The sequence below is a fragment of the Demequina phytophila genome (genome assembly GCF_000971135.1).
Taxonomy (GTDB): Bacteria; Actinomycetota; Actinomycetes; order Actinomycetales; family Demequinaceae; genus Demequina; species Demequina phytophila.
Genome location: NZ_BBLW01000005.1, coordinates 63,034 through 80,593, shown reverse-complemented (window position 1 = coordinate 80,593; position 17,560 = coordinate 63,034). Strand labels below are relative to the sequence as shown.

The following is a 17,560-nucleotide window of genomic DNA, read 5'->3' as shown; positions in this document are numbered from 1 at the left end:
GGCGCCGTCGACCCGGTGTTGACACGGGCGTTCAGCCTACCGCGAACGGCGGCAGGCACGGAATCCCGCTTCTCAGGCCCCGGCGGGGCCGTCGCCGGGGGTGTCGGCGACGTCGGGCGTCTCGGCGACGTCCTCCGCGGCCGCATCCTCGGGGTGGGAGGCGCTGGCCGCGAGCAGCGAGCGCTCGGGGTGCTCGCCGGATCTGCGTTGCGCCCATCCTAGGGCCGCGAACGCGGCCGTCGCGCCGACGAGCACGACGATGGACACCCACTCGTTGATGCGGAGCCCCGCGATGGTGACGGCGTCGTCGATGCGCACGCCCTCGATCCACAGGCGACCCGACACGTAGACCATGACGTAGAGCCAGAACACGCGTCCGCCGTACAGCCTGAACCTGCGGTCGAGGTAGATGATCAGCGCCGCCCCGGCGAGGTTCCACACCATCTCGTACAGGAACGTCGGGTGGAACGTCGCGAACTGCTCGTAGCCGTCGGGCCGGAACGCGGGATCGATCTCGAGAGCCCACGGCAGGGTGGTGGGGCCGCCGAACAGCTCCTGGTTGAAGTAGTTGCCCATGCGCCCGATCGCCTGGGCGATGAGCACGGCCGGTGCCGCGGAGTCCGCGAAGGCGGTGAAGCTGACGCCCGCGCGTCGCGCCCCGATCCACGCGCCCAGCGCGCCGAGCGCGACCGCGCCCCAGATGCCGAGCCCGCCGTTCCAGATCTTGAGGGCGTCGACGGGGTTGCCGCCCTCGCCGAAGTACGGTCCGGGCGTGGTGATGACGTGGTACAGCCTGCCGCCCACGATGCCGAACGGGATCGCCCAGAAGGCGATGTCCCCGACCACCTCGGGGTCTCCCCCGCGCTCGACCCAGCGGCGCGTGGTGAGCCACAGCGCGACGAGGATCCCGAGCAGGATCCACAGCGCGTACGCGTGGATGGTGAGCGGCCCGATCGAGAACGAGCTCCACTCGATGGGCGGGCTGGGGATCGAGGTCGTCAACGCGCGCTCCTCACACCCGCGGCGAGCTCCGCGACCTTGGCGCGGAGGCGCTCGAGGTCGCCCTCGTCGCCCAGCGCGCGCACGAACGCGGTGCCGACGATGACGCCGTCGGCGAAGCCGGCGATCTCCGCGGCCTGCTCCCCGGTGGACACGCCGACGCCGATGCAGACACGCTCGGCGCCCGCGTCGCGCGCGCCCGCCACCACGCGCTGGGCGGCGTCGCCGACCGAGGTGCGCTCGCCCGTCACGCCCATGAGCGGGGTCGCGTACACGAATCCCGTCGAGGCGTCGCACGTGAGCTGCATGCGCTCGCGCGTGGTCGACGGAGCGACAAGGAAGATCGTGTCGACGCCCACCTCACGGGCGGCCGCGACCCACTCGGGCGCGGCATCGGGCGTGAGGTCGGGCGTGATGACGCCGGCACCGCCGGCGGCCTTGAGATCCGCCGCGAAGCGCGTCCAGCCGCGCTGCAGCATGAGGTTCGCGTAGCTCATCACCACGGGCACCGCGCCCGCCTCCGCGACGGCGCGAACGGCGACGAACGCATCGTCCACCGTGACGCCGCCCTCGAGGGCGCGTGCGGCGGCGTGCTGGATGACGGGGCCGTCCAGGACGGGGTCGGAGTACGGCGGGCCCACCTCGACGATGTCGCAGCCCGCCTCGACCAGCACGCGCATCGCGGCGATCGACGTCTCGACCTCCGGGTAGCCGACGGGAAGGTAGCCCACGAGCGCGGCACGCCCCTCGGCCCGGCATGCGTCGAGCCGATCGGTCAGTGCGCTCACTCGTCCCCCTCCGGCAGCATCGCGAACCAGCGGGCCGCCTGCTCCACGTCCTTGTCTCCGCGCCCGGAGAGCGTCACGAGCAGCGTCGCCTCCGGGCCGAGCTCGCGGCCCAGGCGGATCGCGCCCGCCAGGGCGTGCGCGGACTCGATCGCGGGCAGGATGCCCTCGGTGCGCGTGAGGAGGCGGAACGCCTCCATGGCCTCCGCGTCGGTGACCGGCCAGTACTCGGCGCGGCCGATGCTCGACAGCCAGGTGTGCTCGGGTCCCACGCCCGGGTAGTCGAGTCCCGCGGAGATCGAGTGCGAGGGCTGGGTCTGTCCGTCCTCGTCCTGAAGGATGTAGGACATCGAGCCGTGCAGGATGCCGGGGCGGCCGCCGGTGAGGGTCGCGGCGTGGCGACCCGTCTCGACGCCGTCGCCTGCGGCCTCGCAGCCGATGAGCCGCACGCCTTCGTCGTCGAGGAACGCGTCGAACGAGCCGATCGCATTGGACCCGCCGCCCACGCAGGCGAGGACCGCGTCCGGCAGTCCCCCGAGCTCCAGCATCTGGGCGCGAGCCTCGACGGAGATGACGCGCTGGAAGTCGCGCACCATCGCGGGGAACGGGTGCGGTCCCGCCGCGGTGCCGAACACGTAGTTGGTGGTCTCGACGTTCGCGACCCAGTCGCGGAACGCCTCGTTGATCGCGTCGCGCAGGGTGCGGGTGCCCGTCGCGACGGGGATCACCTCCGCGCCGAGCAGGCGCATGCGGGCCACGTTGAGCGACTGGCGCTCCGTGTCCTCCTCGCCCATGTAGATCACGCAGTCGAGACCCATGAGCGCGGCCGCGGTCGCGGTGGCGACGCCGTGCTGGCCGGCGCCCGTCTCCGCGATCACGCGGCTCTTGCCGAGCCGCTTGGTCAGCAGCGCCTGCCCGAGCACGTTGTTGATCTTGTGCGAGCCGGTGTGGTTGAGGTCCTCGCGCTTGAGGAGCACGCGCGCGCCGCCGCAGTGGGCGGCGAAGCGGGGCACCTCGGTCACGATCGACGGTCGCCCGGTGTACTCGCGGGCGAGCCGCTCGAGCTCGCCGGTGAACTCGGGGTCGATGCGGGCCTTGTCGTACGCGTCCGTGAGCTCGTCGAGCGCCGCCATGAGCGCCTCGGGGACGAACCTGCCGCCGAACTCGCCGAAGTACGGCCCGGGGGCCTCCTGGAGCGAATCCGTCACGGGCGCACCGACCGCAGGGCCGGGTGCGCGCCAGCGGCGACCATCTCCGCGACGGTGGCGCGGGGGTCGCGGTCCTTGACCAGCGCCTCGCCGACGAGCACGGCGTCCGCGCCGAGGCGGGCGTACTCGACCACGTCGTGGCTGTCGCGGATGCCGGACTCGGCGATGCGGAGCACGCCGGCGGGGATGTGCGGCGCGACGCGGGCGAACGTGGTGCGGTCCACCTCGAGCGTGCGGAGGTTGCGCGCGTTGACGCCCACCACCGTGGCGCCGGCGTCGACCGCGCGCTTGACCTCGACCTCGTCGTGCACCTCGACCAGGGCGAGCATCCCGAGCGAGTGGACCCGCTCGATCAGGCTCTCCAGCGCGAGCTGCTCGAGGGCCGCCACGATCAGCAGCACCACGTCCGCGCCGTGCGCGCGGGCCTCCCACACCTGGTACGGCGTGACGATGAAGTCCTTGCGCAGGATCGGCGTGTCCACCTTCGCGCGGACGGCGTCGAGGTCCGTCAGCGAGCCGTTGAAGCGTCGCTGCTCGGTCAGGACCGAGATGACCGACGCGCCGCCGGCGGCGTACTCGGTCGCGAGCAGCGCCGGGTCGGTGATGTCCGCGAGGGACCCCTTGGACGGGCTCGAGCGCTTGACCTCGGCGATGATGCCGACCTCGTCGCGCGCGAGGATCTGCCGCGCGTCGAGCGCGCTCGGCAGGCGTGAGGCGCGCTCCTTGAGCGCGTCCATCGTGGTGAGCTCCTGGCGGACCGAGAGGTCCTCCAGCACACCAGCCACGATGCTGTCGAGAACGCTGATTCCACCCTCTCCCATGGCGACCACTCTACCGCCGCAAAGGGCGCCTCAAGGACGCCTCAAATTACGGCACAAGGTGCCTAGGAGAGCGGCTGGCCGTGGCCGAGCGCCCGCAACGCGGCGCCGGCGGCGAGCGACACGACGGCCACGCCGATGCCGACGAACGTGAGCGGGTGCACCGGGATCGCGATGCCCACCGACATGAGCAGCGCGGCGATCACCAGGCCCCAGTTGGTCACCCAGGCGGCGGTGGTGCGGCCGTGGTTGTGGGGGGCGATCTCGGGAAGGTCCTGCGGCTCCAGGTGCACGCTCGACATGGGGTTCTCCTCGGGGACTCGTGGAATGGGCGTCAGTCTAGCGAAGCGCGCGGCTCGACCAGGCGCGATGCGGTGGCGATCGCGCGGATCATCGCGGCCGCCTTGTGCTTGGTCTCGGCGTCCTCGGTGGCGGGTACCGAGTCGGCGACGATGCCGGCGCCGGCCTGCACGTGCGCGGTCCCGTCCTCGATCAGCGCGGTGCGGATCGCGATCGCCATGTCCATGTTCCCCGCGAAGTCGAGATACCCGACCGCGCCGCCGTAGAACGCGCGGCGCGTGGGCTCGATCTCGTCGATCAGCGCGATGGCGCGGGGCTTCGGGGCGCCCGAGAGGGTGCCGGCAGGGAACACGGCGGTGAAGGCGTCGAGCGCGCCGTGGGGCGCCTCGAGCGTGCCGACCACCGTCGAGCAGATGTGCATGATGTGCGAGTAGCGGTTGACGGTCATGAACTCGACCACCTCGACCGAGGTGGGCTCGCACACCTTGACCAGGTCGTTGCGCGCGAGGTCGACCAGCATGACGTGCTCGGCCACCTCCTTGGGGTCCGCGAGCAGCTCCTCCTGGAGGGCGCGGTCCTCGGCGGGCGTGGCGCCGCGCGGGCGCGAGCCCGCGATCGGGAAGGTCGACACGCGGCCGTCCTTGACGGTGCATAGCGACTCGGGGCTCGCGCCCACCACGGCGAACTCGCGGCCGCGGTCGTCCTCGAGCTGGAAGTAGTACATGTACGGGCTCGGGTTGAGGGTGCGCAGCACGCGGTACACCTCGAGCGGGCTCGCCTCGCAGGGCACGTCGAAGCGCTGCGAGGGCACCATCTGGAACACCTCGCCGTCGCGGATCGCCTCCTTGGCGAACGCGACCGCGGCCTCGTACTCCCCCGGCGCGCTGCGCTGGGTCACCTCCGGGTCCGCGCCGTCGTCGAGCACGGACACCGGACCCGGTGCGGCGGCGGCGAGGTCGCGCTGCATGCGGTCGAGCCGCGCCACGGCGTCCGCGTAGGCGTTCTCGATGCCGGCCTCCTGCGCGTCCGCGTTGACCGCGTTCGCGATGAGCCACACCGAGCCGTCGCGGTGGTCGATGGCCGCGATGTCCGTGGCGAGCAGCAGCAGCACGTCGGGCACGTCGATCTCGCGGGGCGCCTTCATGGGCAGCGTGGGCTCCCACTGGCGGATGATGTCCCAGCCGAGCACCCCGACCATGCCGCCCGTGAGCGGCGGGAGCCCCTCGATCGCCTCCGAGCGCATCTCCTGGAGCACCTGCGCGATCGCCGGGAGCGGCGCGCCGTCCGCGAGGCCCACGGGCACGTCCCCGCTCCACCGCGCATCGTCCCCGTCCACGGTGAGCATCGCGCGCGAGCGCACCCCCACGAACGAGAAGCGGGCGCGGGAGCCATCGGGCTCCGCGGACTCCAGGATGAAGGTGCCTGCCCGCTCCTGCGCCAGCGCGCGATAGACCGCCACGGGCGTGAGGGAGTCCGCGAGCAGCCGACGGACCACCGGCACCACCCGGTGCGAGCGGCCCAGGTCGACGAACCCGCCGAGCGTCGGCCAGGTCTGGCCCCACTCGACGCGTGCGGCGGTCACGGGGTCGCCTCGGCGAGCCCGTTCACGGCGCCCAGGTCTCCCCCGGCCTCGAAGCACGTGCGGGTGCCGGTGTGGCAGGCGGGGCCTCGCTGGTCGACCTCGAGCAGCAGCGCATCGCCGTCGCAGTCGAGGCTGGCGCGCACCACGCGCTGGACGTTGCCGGAGGTGTCGCCCTTGCGCCACAGCTCCTGACGCGAGCGGCTCCAGTACACGGCCCTGCCCGTGGTGAGGGTCTCGTGGAGCGCGTCGTCGTTCATCCACGCGACCATGAGGACCTCGCGGGTGTCGTGCTGCTGCACCACGGCGCAGACGAGTCCGGCGGGGTCGCGCTTGAGGCGCGCAGCGATGTCAGCGTCGAGCGGCATGCGGACCATCCTTCCACGCCGCCACCGCGCCGGCGCGCACGGGGCTCAGCGCGCGCCGCGCTCCATCACGAACCGCCACGGCTCGGACAGCTTGACGTGGATGTCGATGCCCACGTCGGAGCCGAACAGCCGCGCGAGCGCCTGGCATGCGGCGGCGTCCGCGGCCGCGTCGCACACGATCGGAAGCCCGTCGAGGCCGCGCTCCGCGCACACGCGCCGCACCGTCTCGTGCGCCTCGCGCCACGCCGGGTGCCAGTCGCCCACCAGGAAGTCGGTGTCGGCGAGCACGTCGAACACCTCGGTGAGCCCCAGGCGGCGCGCCTTGGACAGCGCGACGAGCTCGCGCACGGTCAGGGTCTCCAACCGCGCGAGATGCGCCTCGAACGCCTCGATGCGCAACCCCCGCACGCTCGCTGCCAACGACTCCGCCACTGCTGCTCCTCACCCGGCCCGCGCCCGGCCGGGCGCCCGCACCGATCTCACCACCGCATCGTCCCCTCGCGCCAGAGCGACACGACGTGAGTTGTCCCACACGGAGGAGGGACGATGCGCCGGTTCAGTCCCGCGTCTGCGTCACCCAGGCCTCGTGGAGGCCGGCGTAGGTGCCGCCTGCCGCGACCAGCTCGTCGTGGTGGCCGAGCTCGATGAGCTCGCCGTGCTCCATCACGCCGACGATGTCGGCGCGCTCGGCGGTCGACAGGCGGTGCGCGATCACCACGGCGGTGCGGCCCTGCATGAGCGACTCGAGCGCGCGCGAGATGCGCACCTCCGTCGCCGGGTCCACGGCGGACGTCGCCTCGTCGAGGATCAACAGGTCGGGGTCGCGCAGGTAGGCCCGCGCGATCGAGACCAGCTGCCGCTCGCCCGCCGAGAGCAGCTCGCCGCGCGGGCCCACGTGGGTCTCGAGGCCGTGCGGCAGCGTCTTGACCCAGCCCTCGAGGCCGAGCGACTCGAACGCGGCGTTGGCGCGGCTCCGGAGCTCGTCCGAGTCCGCGTCGGGCACCGCGTAGTGCAGGTTCGAGAGCACCGAGCCGTCGAAGAGGAAGCCCTCCTGGGGCACCACCGCGACGGACCTGCGCAGCGAGCCCATGGGCACCTCGCGCAGGTCGACTCCGCCCACCTGGACGGTGCCCTCGGTGGGGTCGAAGAAGCGGGACATGAGGCGAGCGAGCGAGGTCTTGCCCGAGCCGGTGGTGCCGACGAGAGCGAGGCGCTTGCCCGCGGGCAGGTGCAGGTCGATGCCCTTGAGCACCTCGGGCCCGCCCGGGTAGGTGAGACGGATCCCGTCCATGGCGAGATCGCCGCGGCCGTGCGGGATGGCGGTGCCGTCCTCGCCGGGGTCGGGGATGGTGATCTCCTCGTCGACGAGCTCGACCACGCGCCGCCAGCCGACGAGCGCGCGCTGCATCTCCGCGAGCATCTCGATGATCCACATGAGCGGGCCGGCGAACATGTACACGAGGAACGCGAACGCGACCACGGTGCCCACGCTGATCTCGCCTGCCAGCGCGAGGTGCGTGCCCCCGACGAGCGCGATGCCGGTCGCGAGCGACTGGCCGAACGCGGTCGACGAGAACGTCACCGACGCGAGCATCGAGGCGCGCTTCTCGGCCGCGAGGATCGCGTCGATGTCGCCGCCCAGCTGGTCGCGCATGCGCTGCTGGACGCCGTACGCCCGGATGGTCGAGACGCCGACGAGCTGCTCGGACGTGCGGCCCATGAGATCGGCCATGCGGCCGCGCACACGGGAGAAGGCCTCGCTGATGCGGGGCTGGATCCATGCGAGCGTGAGCGACATCGGCACGAACGCGGCGAGCACGATGAGCGCGAGCTGCCACGAGTAGGCGAGCATCACGGCGAAGACCACCGCTGCCTCCATGGCCGAGATGATCATGGCCGCGCCGGTCCACTGCATGAGGTCGCGCATGGTCTCGACGTCGCCCGTGACGCGCGACACGTAGCGGCCGCGCTGCTCCTCGTTCTGCGTGAGCACCGACAGTTCGTGGACCTTGCCGAACGCGCGGATGCGCAGCGTGGCGAGGCCCGCCTCCGCGGCGGTCACCATGCGCCGGCGCACCACGTACGACAGCGAGGCGGCGATGAGGAGCACCACGGCGCCGCCGGCCGCGTAGGCGGCGACGAGGCCGATGTCGACCCCGCCGGGCGCGAGCAGGCCCAGGTCGGTGACGCGCTGGGTGAGGAACGGCGTGGCCGCGCGCCCGGACGCGGCGATCGCCGCCAGGGTCAGGGTCACGCCCAGGCCCTTGCGGAACTCCGGGCTCAGCTCGAGGCCGCGCCGGAACAGCCGGCGCATGGTCATCTGCTCGTTCATCCCACGTATCCCGCCTGCTCCTCGGCCTGACGGCGGGAGTCCTCCTCGTAGGCGAGCACCAGCTCGCGGTAGCCGGCGTCGCGCGTGATCAGGTCCGCGTGCGCGCCGGCGTCGACCACGCGGCCGCGGTCGACGTGGACGATGTGGTCGGCCAGCAGGATCGACGCCAACCGGTAGGCGATGACGAGGACGGTCGGGCCGTCCTCGCCCGCCAGCCCGGTGAGGATCTCCCGCTCGACCCGCGGGTCGACGGCGCTGGTCGCGTCGTCGAGCACGAGCACGCGCGGCCGGCGCACGAGCGCGCGGGCGAGCGCGAGGCGCTGGCGTTGGCCGCCCGAGAGGTTCATGCCGCGTTCGGCGAGCACGGCGTCGAGGCCCGTGCCGCCGTCGCGCGCGAGCCGCTCGACCACGTCGACGACGTTCGCGCGGCGCAGGGAGTCCCACACCTCGTCGTCCGTGAAGTCGGCGCCGAGCGTGACGTTGTCGCGGACGGTGCCGGCGAACACGAAAGCCGTCTGAGGCACCAGCGCGACATGGTCGCCGAGCCGCGCGATCGCCTCGAGCTCCGTGCCGTCGAGGGTGACGGAGCCCGTGGAGGGGCGCGCGAGACGGGCGGCCGCCAGCGCGACCGTGGACTTGCCCGAACCGGTGGATCCCACGAGCGCGGTGACGGTGCCGGGGCGCAGCTCGAGCGAGACGTCGTGGAGGATGACAGCCAGCTCACCGTCGCCGTCATCAGCGGCGATGGACGCGTTGTCGAAGCGCACGCCGCCGGCGCCGACGGTGGCGATCTCGGTGTGGCCGGGCTCGTCGACCTCGGTCGCAGCGCGGGCGATGTCGCCGATGCGGGTGAACGCGACCAGCGCCTGCGGCATCTGGCCGAGCACCCAGCCGAGCCCTCGGATGGGCACCGCCATGAGTGTGACGAGGTAGATCGCGGACACGACGTCGCCGACCGACACCGCACCCGCGGACGCGCGGACCGCGCCGACGACCATGAGGGAGACGGCGCCGAGCGGCACGATCACGTCCATGAGGGGCTCGAACCATGCGGAGGTGTGGCCCACGCGCGTATCGGCGTCGCGCAGGTCGTTCGCGGCGCGCGCGAAGCGGGCCGTCTCGCGGTCCTCGGCGCCGAGCGCCTTGACGACGGTGCCGCCCTCGAAGCTCTCGTGGGCGATCGTGGCGACGTCGGCGCGCAGGCTCTGGCCCAGGTCCCAGCGCGGCGTGATGACCTTCTCGTAGACCACGTTGATGGCGAAGATGATGGGCACCACCGCGAGGCCCGTGATCGCCAGCCACGGGTCCATGCGCCACATCGACCAGCCGGCGGCGATCATCATGACGAACGATCCGACGGTGAACGCGAACGGGTGCAGCGGGGACGTCGCGGTCTCCGAGTCCGAGGACATCGCGGACAGCATGCGTCCCGACGGGTTCGACCGGTGCCAGCCGAGCGGCAACGACGCCAGCGCATCGGCCACCACCCGGCGGTGGCTCGCGCCGACCCCGGCGACGCCGAAGCCCTGCACGGTCCGGCGCATGCCGACCAGCACCGCGTTGGCGAGGCCGATGAGCACGAACGCGCCGCCGACCAGCCAGATCGCGGTCTTGGGGTCCTGCGTGCGCTCGCCCCAGTAGCCCTGGATGGGCTCGCCCGCGGCGGCGGGGATGACCACCTGGTCCGTGACGTCGCCGAGCAAGGTGCCGAACAGCACGGTGAGCAGGCTGAACGCCGCCGCGGCGGCGACGGCGATGCCGAACTGCCAGGGCTGCTCACGTACCGCGTGGATCAGCAGCTGGGCAGCCTTCCTGGTGAAGCGGCCGGAGACCTCGTACCGGCGCGCCTGGTCGCGTGACGTCATCGAACCTCGACCCCTGCCGCGCGCATCGCGTCCTTGACCTCCTGGATCGTGAGCGTGCCGAAGTGGAACACCGATGCCGCGAGCACGGCGTCGGCGCCGGCCAGGGCAGCGGAGACGAAGTGCTCCACGGTGCCCGCGCCGCCCGAGGCGATCAGCGGCACGTCGACCACGTCGCGCACGCGCGCCAGCATCTCGAGGTCGAAGCCGTCGGTGGTGCCGTCGGCGTCCATCGAGTTGAGCAGAATCTCGCCCGCGCCGAGCTCCGCGCCGCGGCGCGCCCACTCGACGGCGTCGATCCCTGTGCCCTGGCGTCCGCCGTGAGTGGTGACCTCGAAGCCGGACGGCGTCGCGACGCCGTCGCGCACGCGCCGCGCATCGACGGACAGCACCAGCACCTGGTTGCCGAACCGGCGCGCGATCTCGGAGATGAGCTCAGGCCGCGCGATGGCGGCGGTGTTGACGCCCACCTTGTCCGCGCCGGCGCGCAGCAGCCGGTCGACGTCCTCGGGCGCGCGCACGCCGCCGCCGACGGTGAGCGGCACGAACACCTGCTCCGCGGTGCGGCGCACCACGTCGTAGGTGGTCTCGCGGTTGCCGGAGGACGCGGTGACGTCGAGGAACGTCACCTCGTCGGCACCCGCGGCGCCGTAGGCGGCGGCGAGCTCGACGGGGTCGCCCGCGTCGCGCAGGTTCTCGAAGTTGACGCCCTTGACCACGCGCCCCGCGTCGACGTCGAGGCACGGGATCACACGCACGGCGACACCCATCAGGCGCCTCCTTCCGGGTTGAACACGTCGAGGATGTCCACGACGAACACGAGCGTGCCCTTCGCGGCGTAGCCGTAACTCGCGGGCACCACGAGCTCGACCTGGGAGCCGGCGGTCTGGTCGAGCAGACCCTCGTCGAGGCCGCGGATGACCTGGCCTGACCCGATCTGCAGCTCGAACGGCGCGGCCTCGACGGGCCACGACGAGTCGAGCACGTCGCCCCTCTTCCAGCTGCCGTCCTCGTCCTTGCCGTCGGCCCAGTACCAGGCGGTGTAGTTGACGGAGAGGTAGGACCCCTCCTTCACCTGCGGCCCGGTGCCCTGGATCAGGGTCGCGACCTGGAGGTCGGTGGGCGCCTTCTTCTTCGGGATCGTCACCGAGGGCTCGCCGGTGGTCTTGTCCCTGCTGACCTCGGGCAGGTCGGGGCTCGCGGCGACCTCGGTGCCGACCGCGTGGTCGGGCAGCACGTCGATCACCATCGCGATGGGCTCCTCCGCCTCCGACTCGAACCCGGGCGGCGCGACCACGAGCAGGCGGGCGCCCACGCGGACGTCCATGAGGCGGTCGTAGATCTCCTCGCCCACCACCTCGGGGGCGAGCAGGAAGGACCGCGGCAGGCCGTCGTAGGTGTTGATGAGCGTGGTGCCGTCGTCGAGCGACGCGCCGTAGATGTCGAGGAGCAGCGGCTCGCCGTCCTGCAGGTACTCGCCGTCGCCGTCCCACACCACGGTCGACTGCTCCTCGGCGTAGTCGAGACCGGGCGTGAACTCGAGCGACGGCGCGAGGGTGTCGGAGCCGCCGATGACGATGTCGGAGATGTCGCCGGAGGGCGACACGCTCGGGTCGGTCTCGGAGGGCGCGGCGGTGCACGCCGCGAGCGCCAGGGGCACCAGGGCGAGCGCGAGCACGACGAGACGACGCATGAGGGGGATTCCTTTCGGGACCGTAGAAGTCTACGGCCGGTCAGGCGGGGTCGAGGGCCTCGAGAAGGGCGTCGACGCGGGCGTCCTCGGTCCGGAACGGGTCCTTGAGCAGGACCGTCGTGCCGGAGGATCCCGCGATCTTCAGATGGACCCAGTCCACGGTGAAGTCACGCCCCGAGGCGAGCGCCTTGGTGACGAACTCGCCGCGCAGGCGGGCCCGCGTGGTCTGGGGCGCGGTGGTCATCGCGCGCTCGATGTCGGCGTCGGACACGATGCGCCGGGCCAGGCCCTGCTGCTGGAGCCGGTAGAAGACGCCGCGCTCGGGCGAGACGTCGTGGAACGCGAGCTCGAGGCGCGCCAGGCGTGCGTCGTCGAGGTCGCAGCCCAGCCGCTCGCGATAGCGCATCACGAGGCGGTGCTTGATGGCCCAGTCGAGCTCGGTCTCGATCCCGGAGAAGTCCTGGGTCCGGACCGCGTCGACGCCGCGCTGCCACAGGTCGAGGATCCGGTCGACCTCGTCGGTGGGCTCGATCACGCCGCCGAGGTGCGAGCGCACCAGGTCGATGTACGCCTGCTGCACCTCGACCGCGGTGAGCCGGCGCCCGTCGGCGAGCTCCACGGTCGCGGCCCCGGTGAGGTCGTGCGCGACGTCGCGGATGGCCTGCATCTCGCGCGCGAGCGTGAGCTCGGGCAGCACCACGCGCGCCTCCATGAGGCGCAGCACCAGGTCGGTCGCGCCCATCTTGAGCAGCGTGGTGGGCTCGGCCATGGTGGAGTCCCCCACGATCACGTGCATGCGCCGGTAGAGCTCGGCGTTCGCGTGCGGCTCGTCGCGGGTGTTGATCATGGGGCGCGACCGGGTGGTCGCGGAGCTGAGGCCCTCCCACATGTGGTCCGCGCGCGGCGAGAAGCTGAAGTGCGCGCCTGACGGGGTGCGCGTGATGGTCCCGGCGCCGGTGACGATCTGCCTGGTCACCAGGAACGGCAGCAGCGCGGACGCGAACGCCTTGAAGTCGGCACGGCGGCGCACCAGGTAGTTCTCGTGGCAGCCGTAGCTGTTGCCCGCGGAATCGGTGTTGTTCTTGTAGAGGTGGATGGTGCCGTCGACGCCCGCGTCGCGCAGGCGCTGCTCTCCCCCGGCCACGAGGTCGTGGACGATGCGCTCGCCGGCCTTGTCGAGCGCGATCAGGTCGGTGAGGGTGTCGCATTCCGCGGTCGCGTACTCGGGGTGCGCGCCCACGTCGATGTACAGGCGCGACGCGTTGGGCAGGAACACGTTGGAGGAGCGGCCCCACTGCACCACGGAGTGGAACAGGTGGCCGGCGACCTCCTCGGGCGTGACCGGGCGCGCGGCGCCGGTGTCGAGGTGCAGGCCGAACTCGGTCTCGAGCCCGAAGATGCGGCGGGAGGGGTCGACGTCGAGCGGCGGCGGGATGTCGGTGGAGAGCATGGTGGGCAGTCCAAGCGGACTACTGGCCGCCCTTCTGGACGAAGGACCGCACGAACTGCTCGGCGTTGACCTGCAGCGACCCGTCGATCTCCGCGAGGAGGTCGTCGAGCGCGTCGCTCGAGGCGGTCGCCCCCGCGGCGGGCGCGGGCGCCTCCGGCTCGGGGGCGTCGTCCTCGTAGGGCTGTCCTTGCGCGTTGAGCTGGGCCATGCTCGCGAGTCTATCCGTCGATCAGGGCGTCGAGGAGGGGGTGACGCGCCGCGCCGGGCTCGTCCAGATGCACCACCTCGAGGTGCCCGTGGTCGGTCTCGCGGTCCAGCACCACGGTGGACCAGCCGGCCGCGTCGACCAGGTCGGGACGCGCGGCGACGATGCCTCCGCGCAGGCGCGCGCGGGTGTCCTGGGGCGCCCTGGTCGCCGCGGCGGCGACCTCGTCGTCCGTCGCGAGCCGCTCGACCTGGCCGGCGTCCGCGAGCCGCGTCGCCCACCCGTCCCCGAGGCGGCTCCACTGGAGGTCCGCCGCGGCGAGCCGCGCATCGTCCCACGGCAGCCCGTCCGGGCGGGTCTCCGAGGCGTGCCGCGACCGGAGCCTGCCCAGCAGTTGGAGCTTGGCGACCCACTCGACCTCTCGGGCCGCGCTGAAGAGGTCCGCGCCGAGCCTCTCGAGCACGCCCTCCCAGCGGGCGAGCACGGCGGCGTCGCCCGCGTCCGTCGCGTAGGTGCGGCAGATCTCGAGCAGGGCGCGCTGGACCTCGAGGGCCGTGGCGGTCTCGCCGGAGGCGAGGACGATGCGGCGGCGCAGCGAGACGTCCCGCGACACCTCCTGCACGGCCTCCACGGGATGGGCGAGCTCGAGCTCGTCGAGGCGCTCGTCCTCCGCCTCGATGGCGGCGAGCACCAGCGACGTGGTGCCGATCTTGAGGAACGTCGCGACGTCGAACAGGTTCGCGTCGCCGATGATGACGTGCAGGCGGCGGTACTTGTCGCGCGTGGCGTGCGGCTCGTCGCGGGTGTTGACGATGGGCCGGCGCAGGGTGGTCTCGAGGCCCACCTCCGCCTCCATGTAGTCGGCGCGCTGCGACAGCTGGAAGCCGGGCTCCTCGCCGAACTGGCCCAGGCCCACGCGGCCGGCGCCCGTGTACACCTGACGGGTCACCAGGTGGGGGGTGAGGCGGCGGGCGAGGTCGTCGAACGCGACTGCGCGGGCGACCAGGAAGTTCTCGTGAGTGCCATACGAGGCACCCTTGCCGTCCACGTTGTTCTTGTAGAGGTGGACGGCACCGTCCTCGTCCTCGGCGTAGCGCACGGCCGCGGCGAGCGCGATCGCGTCGCCCGCGCGGTCCCAGATCACCGCGTCGCGCGCGCCGGTGACCTCGGGCCCGCTGTACTCGGGGTGGGCGTGGTCGACGTAGAAGCGGGCGCCGTTGGCGAGCACCGCGTTGAGGTGGGCCGGGTCCTCCCACGAGCCGCGGCGACGACGCAGGGTGACCCTGCCGGCCGTCGCATCGAACTCGGCCGCGTCCGTGAGGAGGTCGGCGGAGGCGCCCATCCGGGAGCGGCGGAAGCCGCGCTGGTCCTGCAGCGGGTCCTCGCCGCCGTAGTCCCACCGGCTGGTGCGCTCCCCCGCCCACGCCCGGCACGCCGTCACGAGGCGCGAGGACAGCAGGATCGGGTTGGCGCGAGGCTCGGCGGGGTCGACGATGCCGTACTCGGTCTCGATGCCGACGACCCGCACGTCACTCCCCCGCGAGGGTGCCCGCGGCGACGGCGCGCGCCTCGGCGAGCTCCTGGTCCGCGGCGTGCTCGAGGTGCGCGCGCGTGAGGCCCCGCGCGTGGCCGGCGACCACGCCCTTGATCGCGGCCGTCTTGGCCCGGTCGACCACGTTGCGGACCACGGCGCCGGAGACGTGACGCGACGCGTCGGCGTGCGCGAAGATGCGGCCCACGCCGGCGTCGATGAGCGCGCGCGCCGTGGCGTCGCGGTCGCCTCCGTGCGCGTCGAGCTCGGCCTGCGCGAGCGGCAGGGACGCGGTGAGGTACTTGCCGAAGATGTCCGCCGTCGCCTCGGGGCTGGGGCGCGAGATCTCGATCTTCACGTCGAGGCGGCCGGGGCGCAGGATCGCGGGGTCGATCATGTCCTCGCGGTTCGAGGCGCCGATCACGATGACGTTGCCCAGCGCCTCGACGCCGTCGAGCTCGGTGAGCAGCTGCGGGACGATCGTGGTCTCCATGTCGGAGCTCACGCCCGAGCCGCGGGCACGGAAGAGCGCGTCCATCTCGTCGAAGAACACCACCACAGGGGCGCCCGAGTGCGCCTTCGCGCGGGCGCGCTCGAAGATCGTGCGGATGTAGCGCTCGGTCTCGCCCACGTACTTGTTGAGCAGCTCGGGGCCCTTGACGGACAGGAAGTAGGAACGGTCCGCGCCCACCGCGTCCGCCAGCGAGTGCGCGACGGCCTTCGCGATGAGGGTCTTGCCGCAGCCGGGCGGGCCGTACAGCAGCAGGCCGCGCGGGGGCCGCAGCGCGTGCTCGCGGTACAGCTCGGGGTGGACCAGGGGAAGCTCGATCGCGTCGCGGATGCGCTCGATCTGCGGGGTGAGGCCGCCGATCGACGCGTAGTCGATGTCGGGCACCTCCTCGAGCAGGAGCGCCTCGACGCCGGTGCGCTCGACCTTCTCGGTCGCGAAGCCCGTGCGAGGGTCGATGATGACGGTGTCGCCCTCGTGCACGCGGCGCGCGGCGTCGCCGCCGACGAGCGTGACGACGCGCTCGTCCTCGCCGCGGGACACCACGAGCAGGCGGTCCTCGTCCACGACCTCGCGCACGATCGCGGCCTGGCCCGTGCGGTCGGGTTTGGCGACGTCGACCACCACGGACATGGCGTTGAGCAGCACCTCGTCGCCGGGGTTCAGGTCCGCCTCGAGGGTGGGAAGCACGGCGACGCGCAGGCGGCGACCGCTCGCCACCACGTCCGCATGGCGGCCCGACCACTCGACGAACGTGGCGAACGTCTGCGGCGGCTGCGACGCCTCGGCGAGCTTCTCGCGCATCTCGCCGATCTGGTCGCGCGCGAGCGTGAGGAGCCGCTGGAGCTCGTTGTTCTGGCGCTCGAGGCGCGCGATCAGGTCCTGGGCCTCGGCCACCATCACTCCTCCCCTGGGGTCTCGACGGACGACGCGTCGCCGTGCGGCGCCGCCGCGATCGCGTCGCGGCGTACCTTGCGGATCTTCTTCTCGCTCACCGGACGCTCCCCGACGTCCTCGGGGCTCCACTCGCCGTCGGTCGTCGGGTACGAGCCCTTGGCGGGACGGCGGGTGCGGCGCGGCGGCTCGACGCCGGGCGCCATGCGGCGCGCGGTGAGCAGGAAGCCGGTGTGCCCGATCATGCGGTGATCGGGGCGCACCGCGAGGCCCTCGAGGTGCCACGTGCGCACCATCGACTCCCAGGCGCGCGGCTCGGTGTAGCCGCCGTGCTCGCGGAGGTCCTCCGCGAGGCGGGACAGCTGCGTGGTGGTCGCGACGTACGCGAGGAACACGCCGCCCGGGGCCAGCGCATCGGCCGCCGCGTCGATGTTCTCCCACGGCGCGAGCATGTCGAGGATGATGCGGTCGACGGTGCCCGGCTCGAACGCGTCGCCCACGCGGTCGGCGAAGTCGCCGATCTCGAGGCGCCACGCGGGGTGCGCGCCTCCGAAGTGCGACACGACGTTGGCGCGGGCGATGTCCGCGAAGTCCTCGCGGCGCTCGATGCTCACCAGGCGACCCTGATCGCCGACGGCGCGCAGCAGCGACATGGTGAGCGCGCCGGAGCCCACGCCAGCCTCGACCACGCGGGCGCCCGGATAGATGTCGGCCATCTGCACGATCTGCCCGGCGTCCTTGGGGTACACGACGGCGGCGCCGCGCGGCATCGACAGCACGAAGTCGCTCAGCAGCGGACGAAGCACCAGGTAGTCGAAGCCGGCGGTGTTGGTCACCACCGTGCCCTCGGGCTGGCCGATGACGTCGTCGTGGTGGAACAGGCCGCGGTGCGTGTGGAACTGCTTGCCGGGCGTGAGGATGATGGTGTGGTGGCGGCCCTTGGCGTCGGTCAGCTGGACGCGGTCGCCGGCACGGAGCGGGCCCCTGCGCTCGGACGCGCCGACGGGCTCGGAGGTGTGGGTCATGCG

General features: G+C 72.7%; 17 protein-coding genes. All 17 read right to left on the bottom strand.

Annotation, left to right across the window (positions count from 1 at the left end; genetic code table 11):
- Positions 1-72: 72 nt before the first annotated feature.
- The gene (gene lgt, locus AOM01_RS08895) at positions 73-1,002 is read right to left on the bottom strand and encodes a prolipoprotein diacylglyceryl transferase (RefSeq protein ID WP_082110131.1); all 930 of its coding nucleotides are present in this window, start codon (positions 1,000-1,002) and stop codon (positions 73-75) included.
- Positions 999-1,787: a tryptophan synthase subunit alpha gene (gene trpA / locus AOM01_RS08890; protein ID WP_062292113.1), complete on the bottom strand. Its 789-nt coding sequence runs from the start codon at positions 1,785-1,787 to the stop codon at positions 999-1,001. The genes lgt and trpA overlap by 4 nt, the downstream gene beginning before the upstream one ends.
- On the bottom strand, positions 1,784-2,992 hold the full coding sequence (trpB, locus tag AOM01_RS08885; RefSeq protein ID WP_062292111.1) for a tryptophan synthase subunit beta: 1,209 nt from the start codon (positions 2,990-2,992) through the stop codon (positions 1,784-1,786). The genes trpA and trpB overlap by 4 nt, the downstream gene beginning before the upstream one ends.
- Complete coding sequence (trpC, locus tag AOM01_RS08880; protein ID WP_062292551.1) at positions 2,989-3,798, bottom strand: indole-3-glycerol phosphate synthase TrpC; 810 nt, start codon at positions 3,796-3,798, stop codon at positions 2,989-2,991. The genes trpB and trpC overlap by 4 nt, the downstream gene beginning before the upstream one ends.
- Before the next feature lie 77 nt (positions 3,799-3,875).
- Positions 3,876-4,112, bottom strand: a complete 237-nt coding sequence (locus tag AOM01_RS08875; RefSeq protein ID WP_062292107.1) for an HGxxPAAW family protein — start codon at positions 4,110-4,112, stop codon at positions 3,876-3,878.
- 32 nt (positions 4,113-4,144) lie between these two features.
- Positions 4,145-5,692: an anthranilate synthase component I gene (locus tag AOM01_RS08870; protein WP_062292106.1), complete on the bottom strand. Its 1,548-nt coding sequence runs from the start codon at positions 5,690-5,692 to the stop codon at positions 4,145-4,147.
- The gene (hisI, locus tag AOM01_RS08865) at positions 5,689-6,057 is read right to left on the bottom strand and encodes a phosphoribosyl-AMP cyclohydrolase (protein WP_062292103.1); all 369 of its coding nucleotides are present in this window, start codon (positions 6,055-6,057) and stop codon (positions 5,689-5,691) included. The genes AOM01_RS08870 and hisI overlap by 4 nt, the downstream gene beginning before the upstream one ends.
- Positions 6,058-6,102: 45 nt before the next feature.
- Positions 6,103-6,489, bottom strand: a complete 387-nt coding sequence (locus AOM01_RS08860; protein WP_062292100.1) for a hypothetical protein — start codon at positions 6,487-6,489, stop codon at positions 6,103-6,105.
- Between the two features lie 124 nt (positions 6,490-6,613).
- Positions 6,614-8,389, bottom strand: coding sequence for an ABC transporter ATP-binding protein (locus AOM01_RS08855; protein ID WP_062292097.1), 1,776 nt, complete (start codon positions 8,387-8,389; stop codon positions 6,614-6,616).
- Positions 8,386-10,254 carry an ABC transporter ATP-binding protein gene (locus AOM01_RS08850; RefSeq protein WP_062292095.1) on the bottom strand — a complete coding sequence of 623 codons (1,869 nt, stop codon included), beginning with the start codon at positions 10,252-10,254 and terminating at the stop codon, positions 8,386-8,388. Before AOM01_RS08850 ends, AOM01_RS08855 begins: the two co-directional genes overlap by 4 nt.
- Complete coding sequence (gene hisF, locus AOM01_RS08845) at positions 10,251-11,021, bottom strand: imidazole glycerol phosphate synthase subunit HisF (RefSeq protein ID WP_062292093.1); 771 nt, start codon at positions 11,019-11,021, stop codon at positions 10,251-10,253. Before hisF ends, AOM01_RS08850 begins: the two co-directional genes overlap by 4 nt.
- Positions 11,021-11,944, bottom strand: coding sequence for an FKBP-type peptidyl-prolyl cis-trans isomerase (locus tag AOM01_RS08840; protein ID WP_062292089.1), 924 nt, complete (start codon positions 11,942-11,944; stop codon positions 11,021-11,023). The genes hisF and AOM01_RS08840 overlap by 1 nt, the downstream gene beginning before the upstream one ends.
- 40 nt (positions 11,945-11,984) lie before the next feature.
- Positions 11,985-13,394, bottom strand: a complete 1,410-nt coding sequence (gene pafA, locus AOM01_RS08835) for a Pup--protein ligase (protein WP_062292087.1) — start codon at positions 13,392-13,394, stop codon at positions 11,985-11,987.
- 19 nt (positions 13,395-13,413) lie between these two features.
- On the bottom strand, positions 13,414-13,602 hold the full coding sequence (locus AOM01_RS08830) for a ubiquitin-like protein Pup (RefSeq protein WP_062292083.1): 189 nt from the start codon (positions 13,600-13,602) through the stop codon (positions 13,414-13,416).
- Between the two features lie 10 nt (positions 13,603-13,612).
- Positions 13,613-15,127, bottom strand: coding sequence for a depupylase/deamidase Dop (gene dop, locus AOM01_RS08825; protein WP_062292080.1), 1,515 nt, complete (start codon positions 15,125-15,127; stop codon positions 13,613-13,615).
- Between the two features lies 1 nt (position 15,128).
- Positions 15,129-16,538: a proteasome ATPase gene (gene arc, locus AOM01_RS08820; RefSeq protein WP_062292078.1), complete on the bottom strand. Its 1,410-nt coding sequence runs from the start codon at positions 16,536-16,538 to the stop codon at positions 15,129-15,131.
- Positions 16,538-17,557: a tRNA (adenine-N1)-methyltransferase gene (locus AOM01_RS08815; RefSeq protein WP_062292075.1), complete on the bottom strand. Its 1,020-nt coding sequence runs from the start codon at positions 17,555-17,557 to the stop codon at positions 16,538-16,540. The genes arc and AOM01_RS08815 overlap by 1 nt, the downstream gene beginning before the upstream one ends.
- Positions 17,558-17,560 lie beyond the last annotated feature (3 nt).

Coding starts and splice junctions, on each gene's coding strand:
- AOM01_RS08875 (WP_062292107.1), bottom strand. CDS start 4,112: ATGTCGAGCGTGCACCTGGAGCCGCAGGACCTTCCCGAGATCGCCCCC.
- hisI (WP_062292103.1), bottom strand. CDS start 6,057: ATGCCGCTCGACGCTGACATCGCTGCGCGCCTCAAGCGCGACCCCGCC.
- AOM01_RS08855 (WP_062292097.1), bottom strand. CDS start 8,389: ATGAACGAGCAGATGACCATGCGCCGGCTGTTCCGGCGCGGCCTCGAG.
- AOM01_RS08850 (WP_062292095.1), bottom strand. CDS start 10,254: ATGACGTCACGCGACCAGGCGCGCCGGTACGAGGTCTCCGGCCGCTTC.
- hisF (WP_062292093.1), bottom strand. CDS start 11,021: ATGGGTGTCGCCGTGCGTGTGATCCCGTGCCTCGACGTCGACGCGGGG.
- AOM01_RS08840 (WP_062292089.1), bottom strand. CDS start 11,944: ATGCGTCGTCTCGTCGTGCTCGCGCTCGCCCTGGTGCCCCTGGCGCTC.
- pafA (WP_062292087.1), bottom strand. CDS start 13,394: ATGCTCTCCACCGACATCCCGCCGCCGCTCGACGTCGACCCCTCCCGC.
- AOM01_RS08830 (WP_062292083.1), bottom strand. CDS start 13,602: ATGGCCCAGCTCAACGCGCAAGGACAGCCCTACGAGGACGACGCCCCC.
- arc (WP_062292078.1), bottom strand. CDS start 16,538: ATGGTGGCCGAGGCCCAGGACCTGATCGCGCGCCTCGAGCGCCAGAAC.
- AOM01_RS08815 (WP_062292075.1), bottom strand. CDS start 17,557: ATGACCCACACCTCCGAGCCCGTCGGCGCGTCCGAGCGCAGGGGCCCG.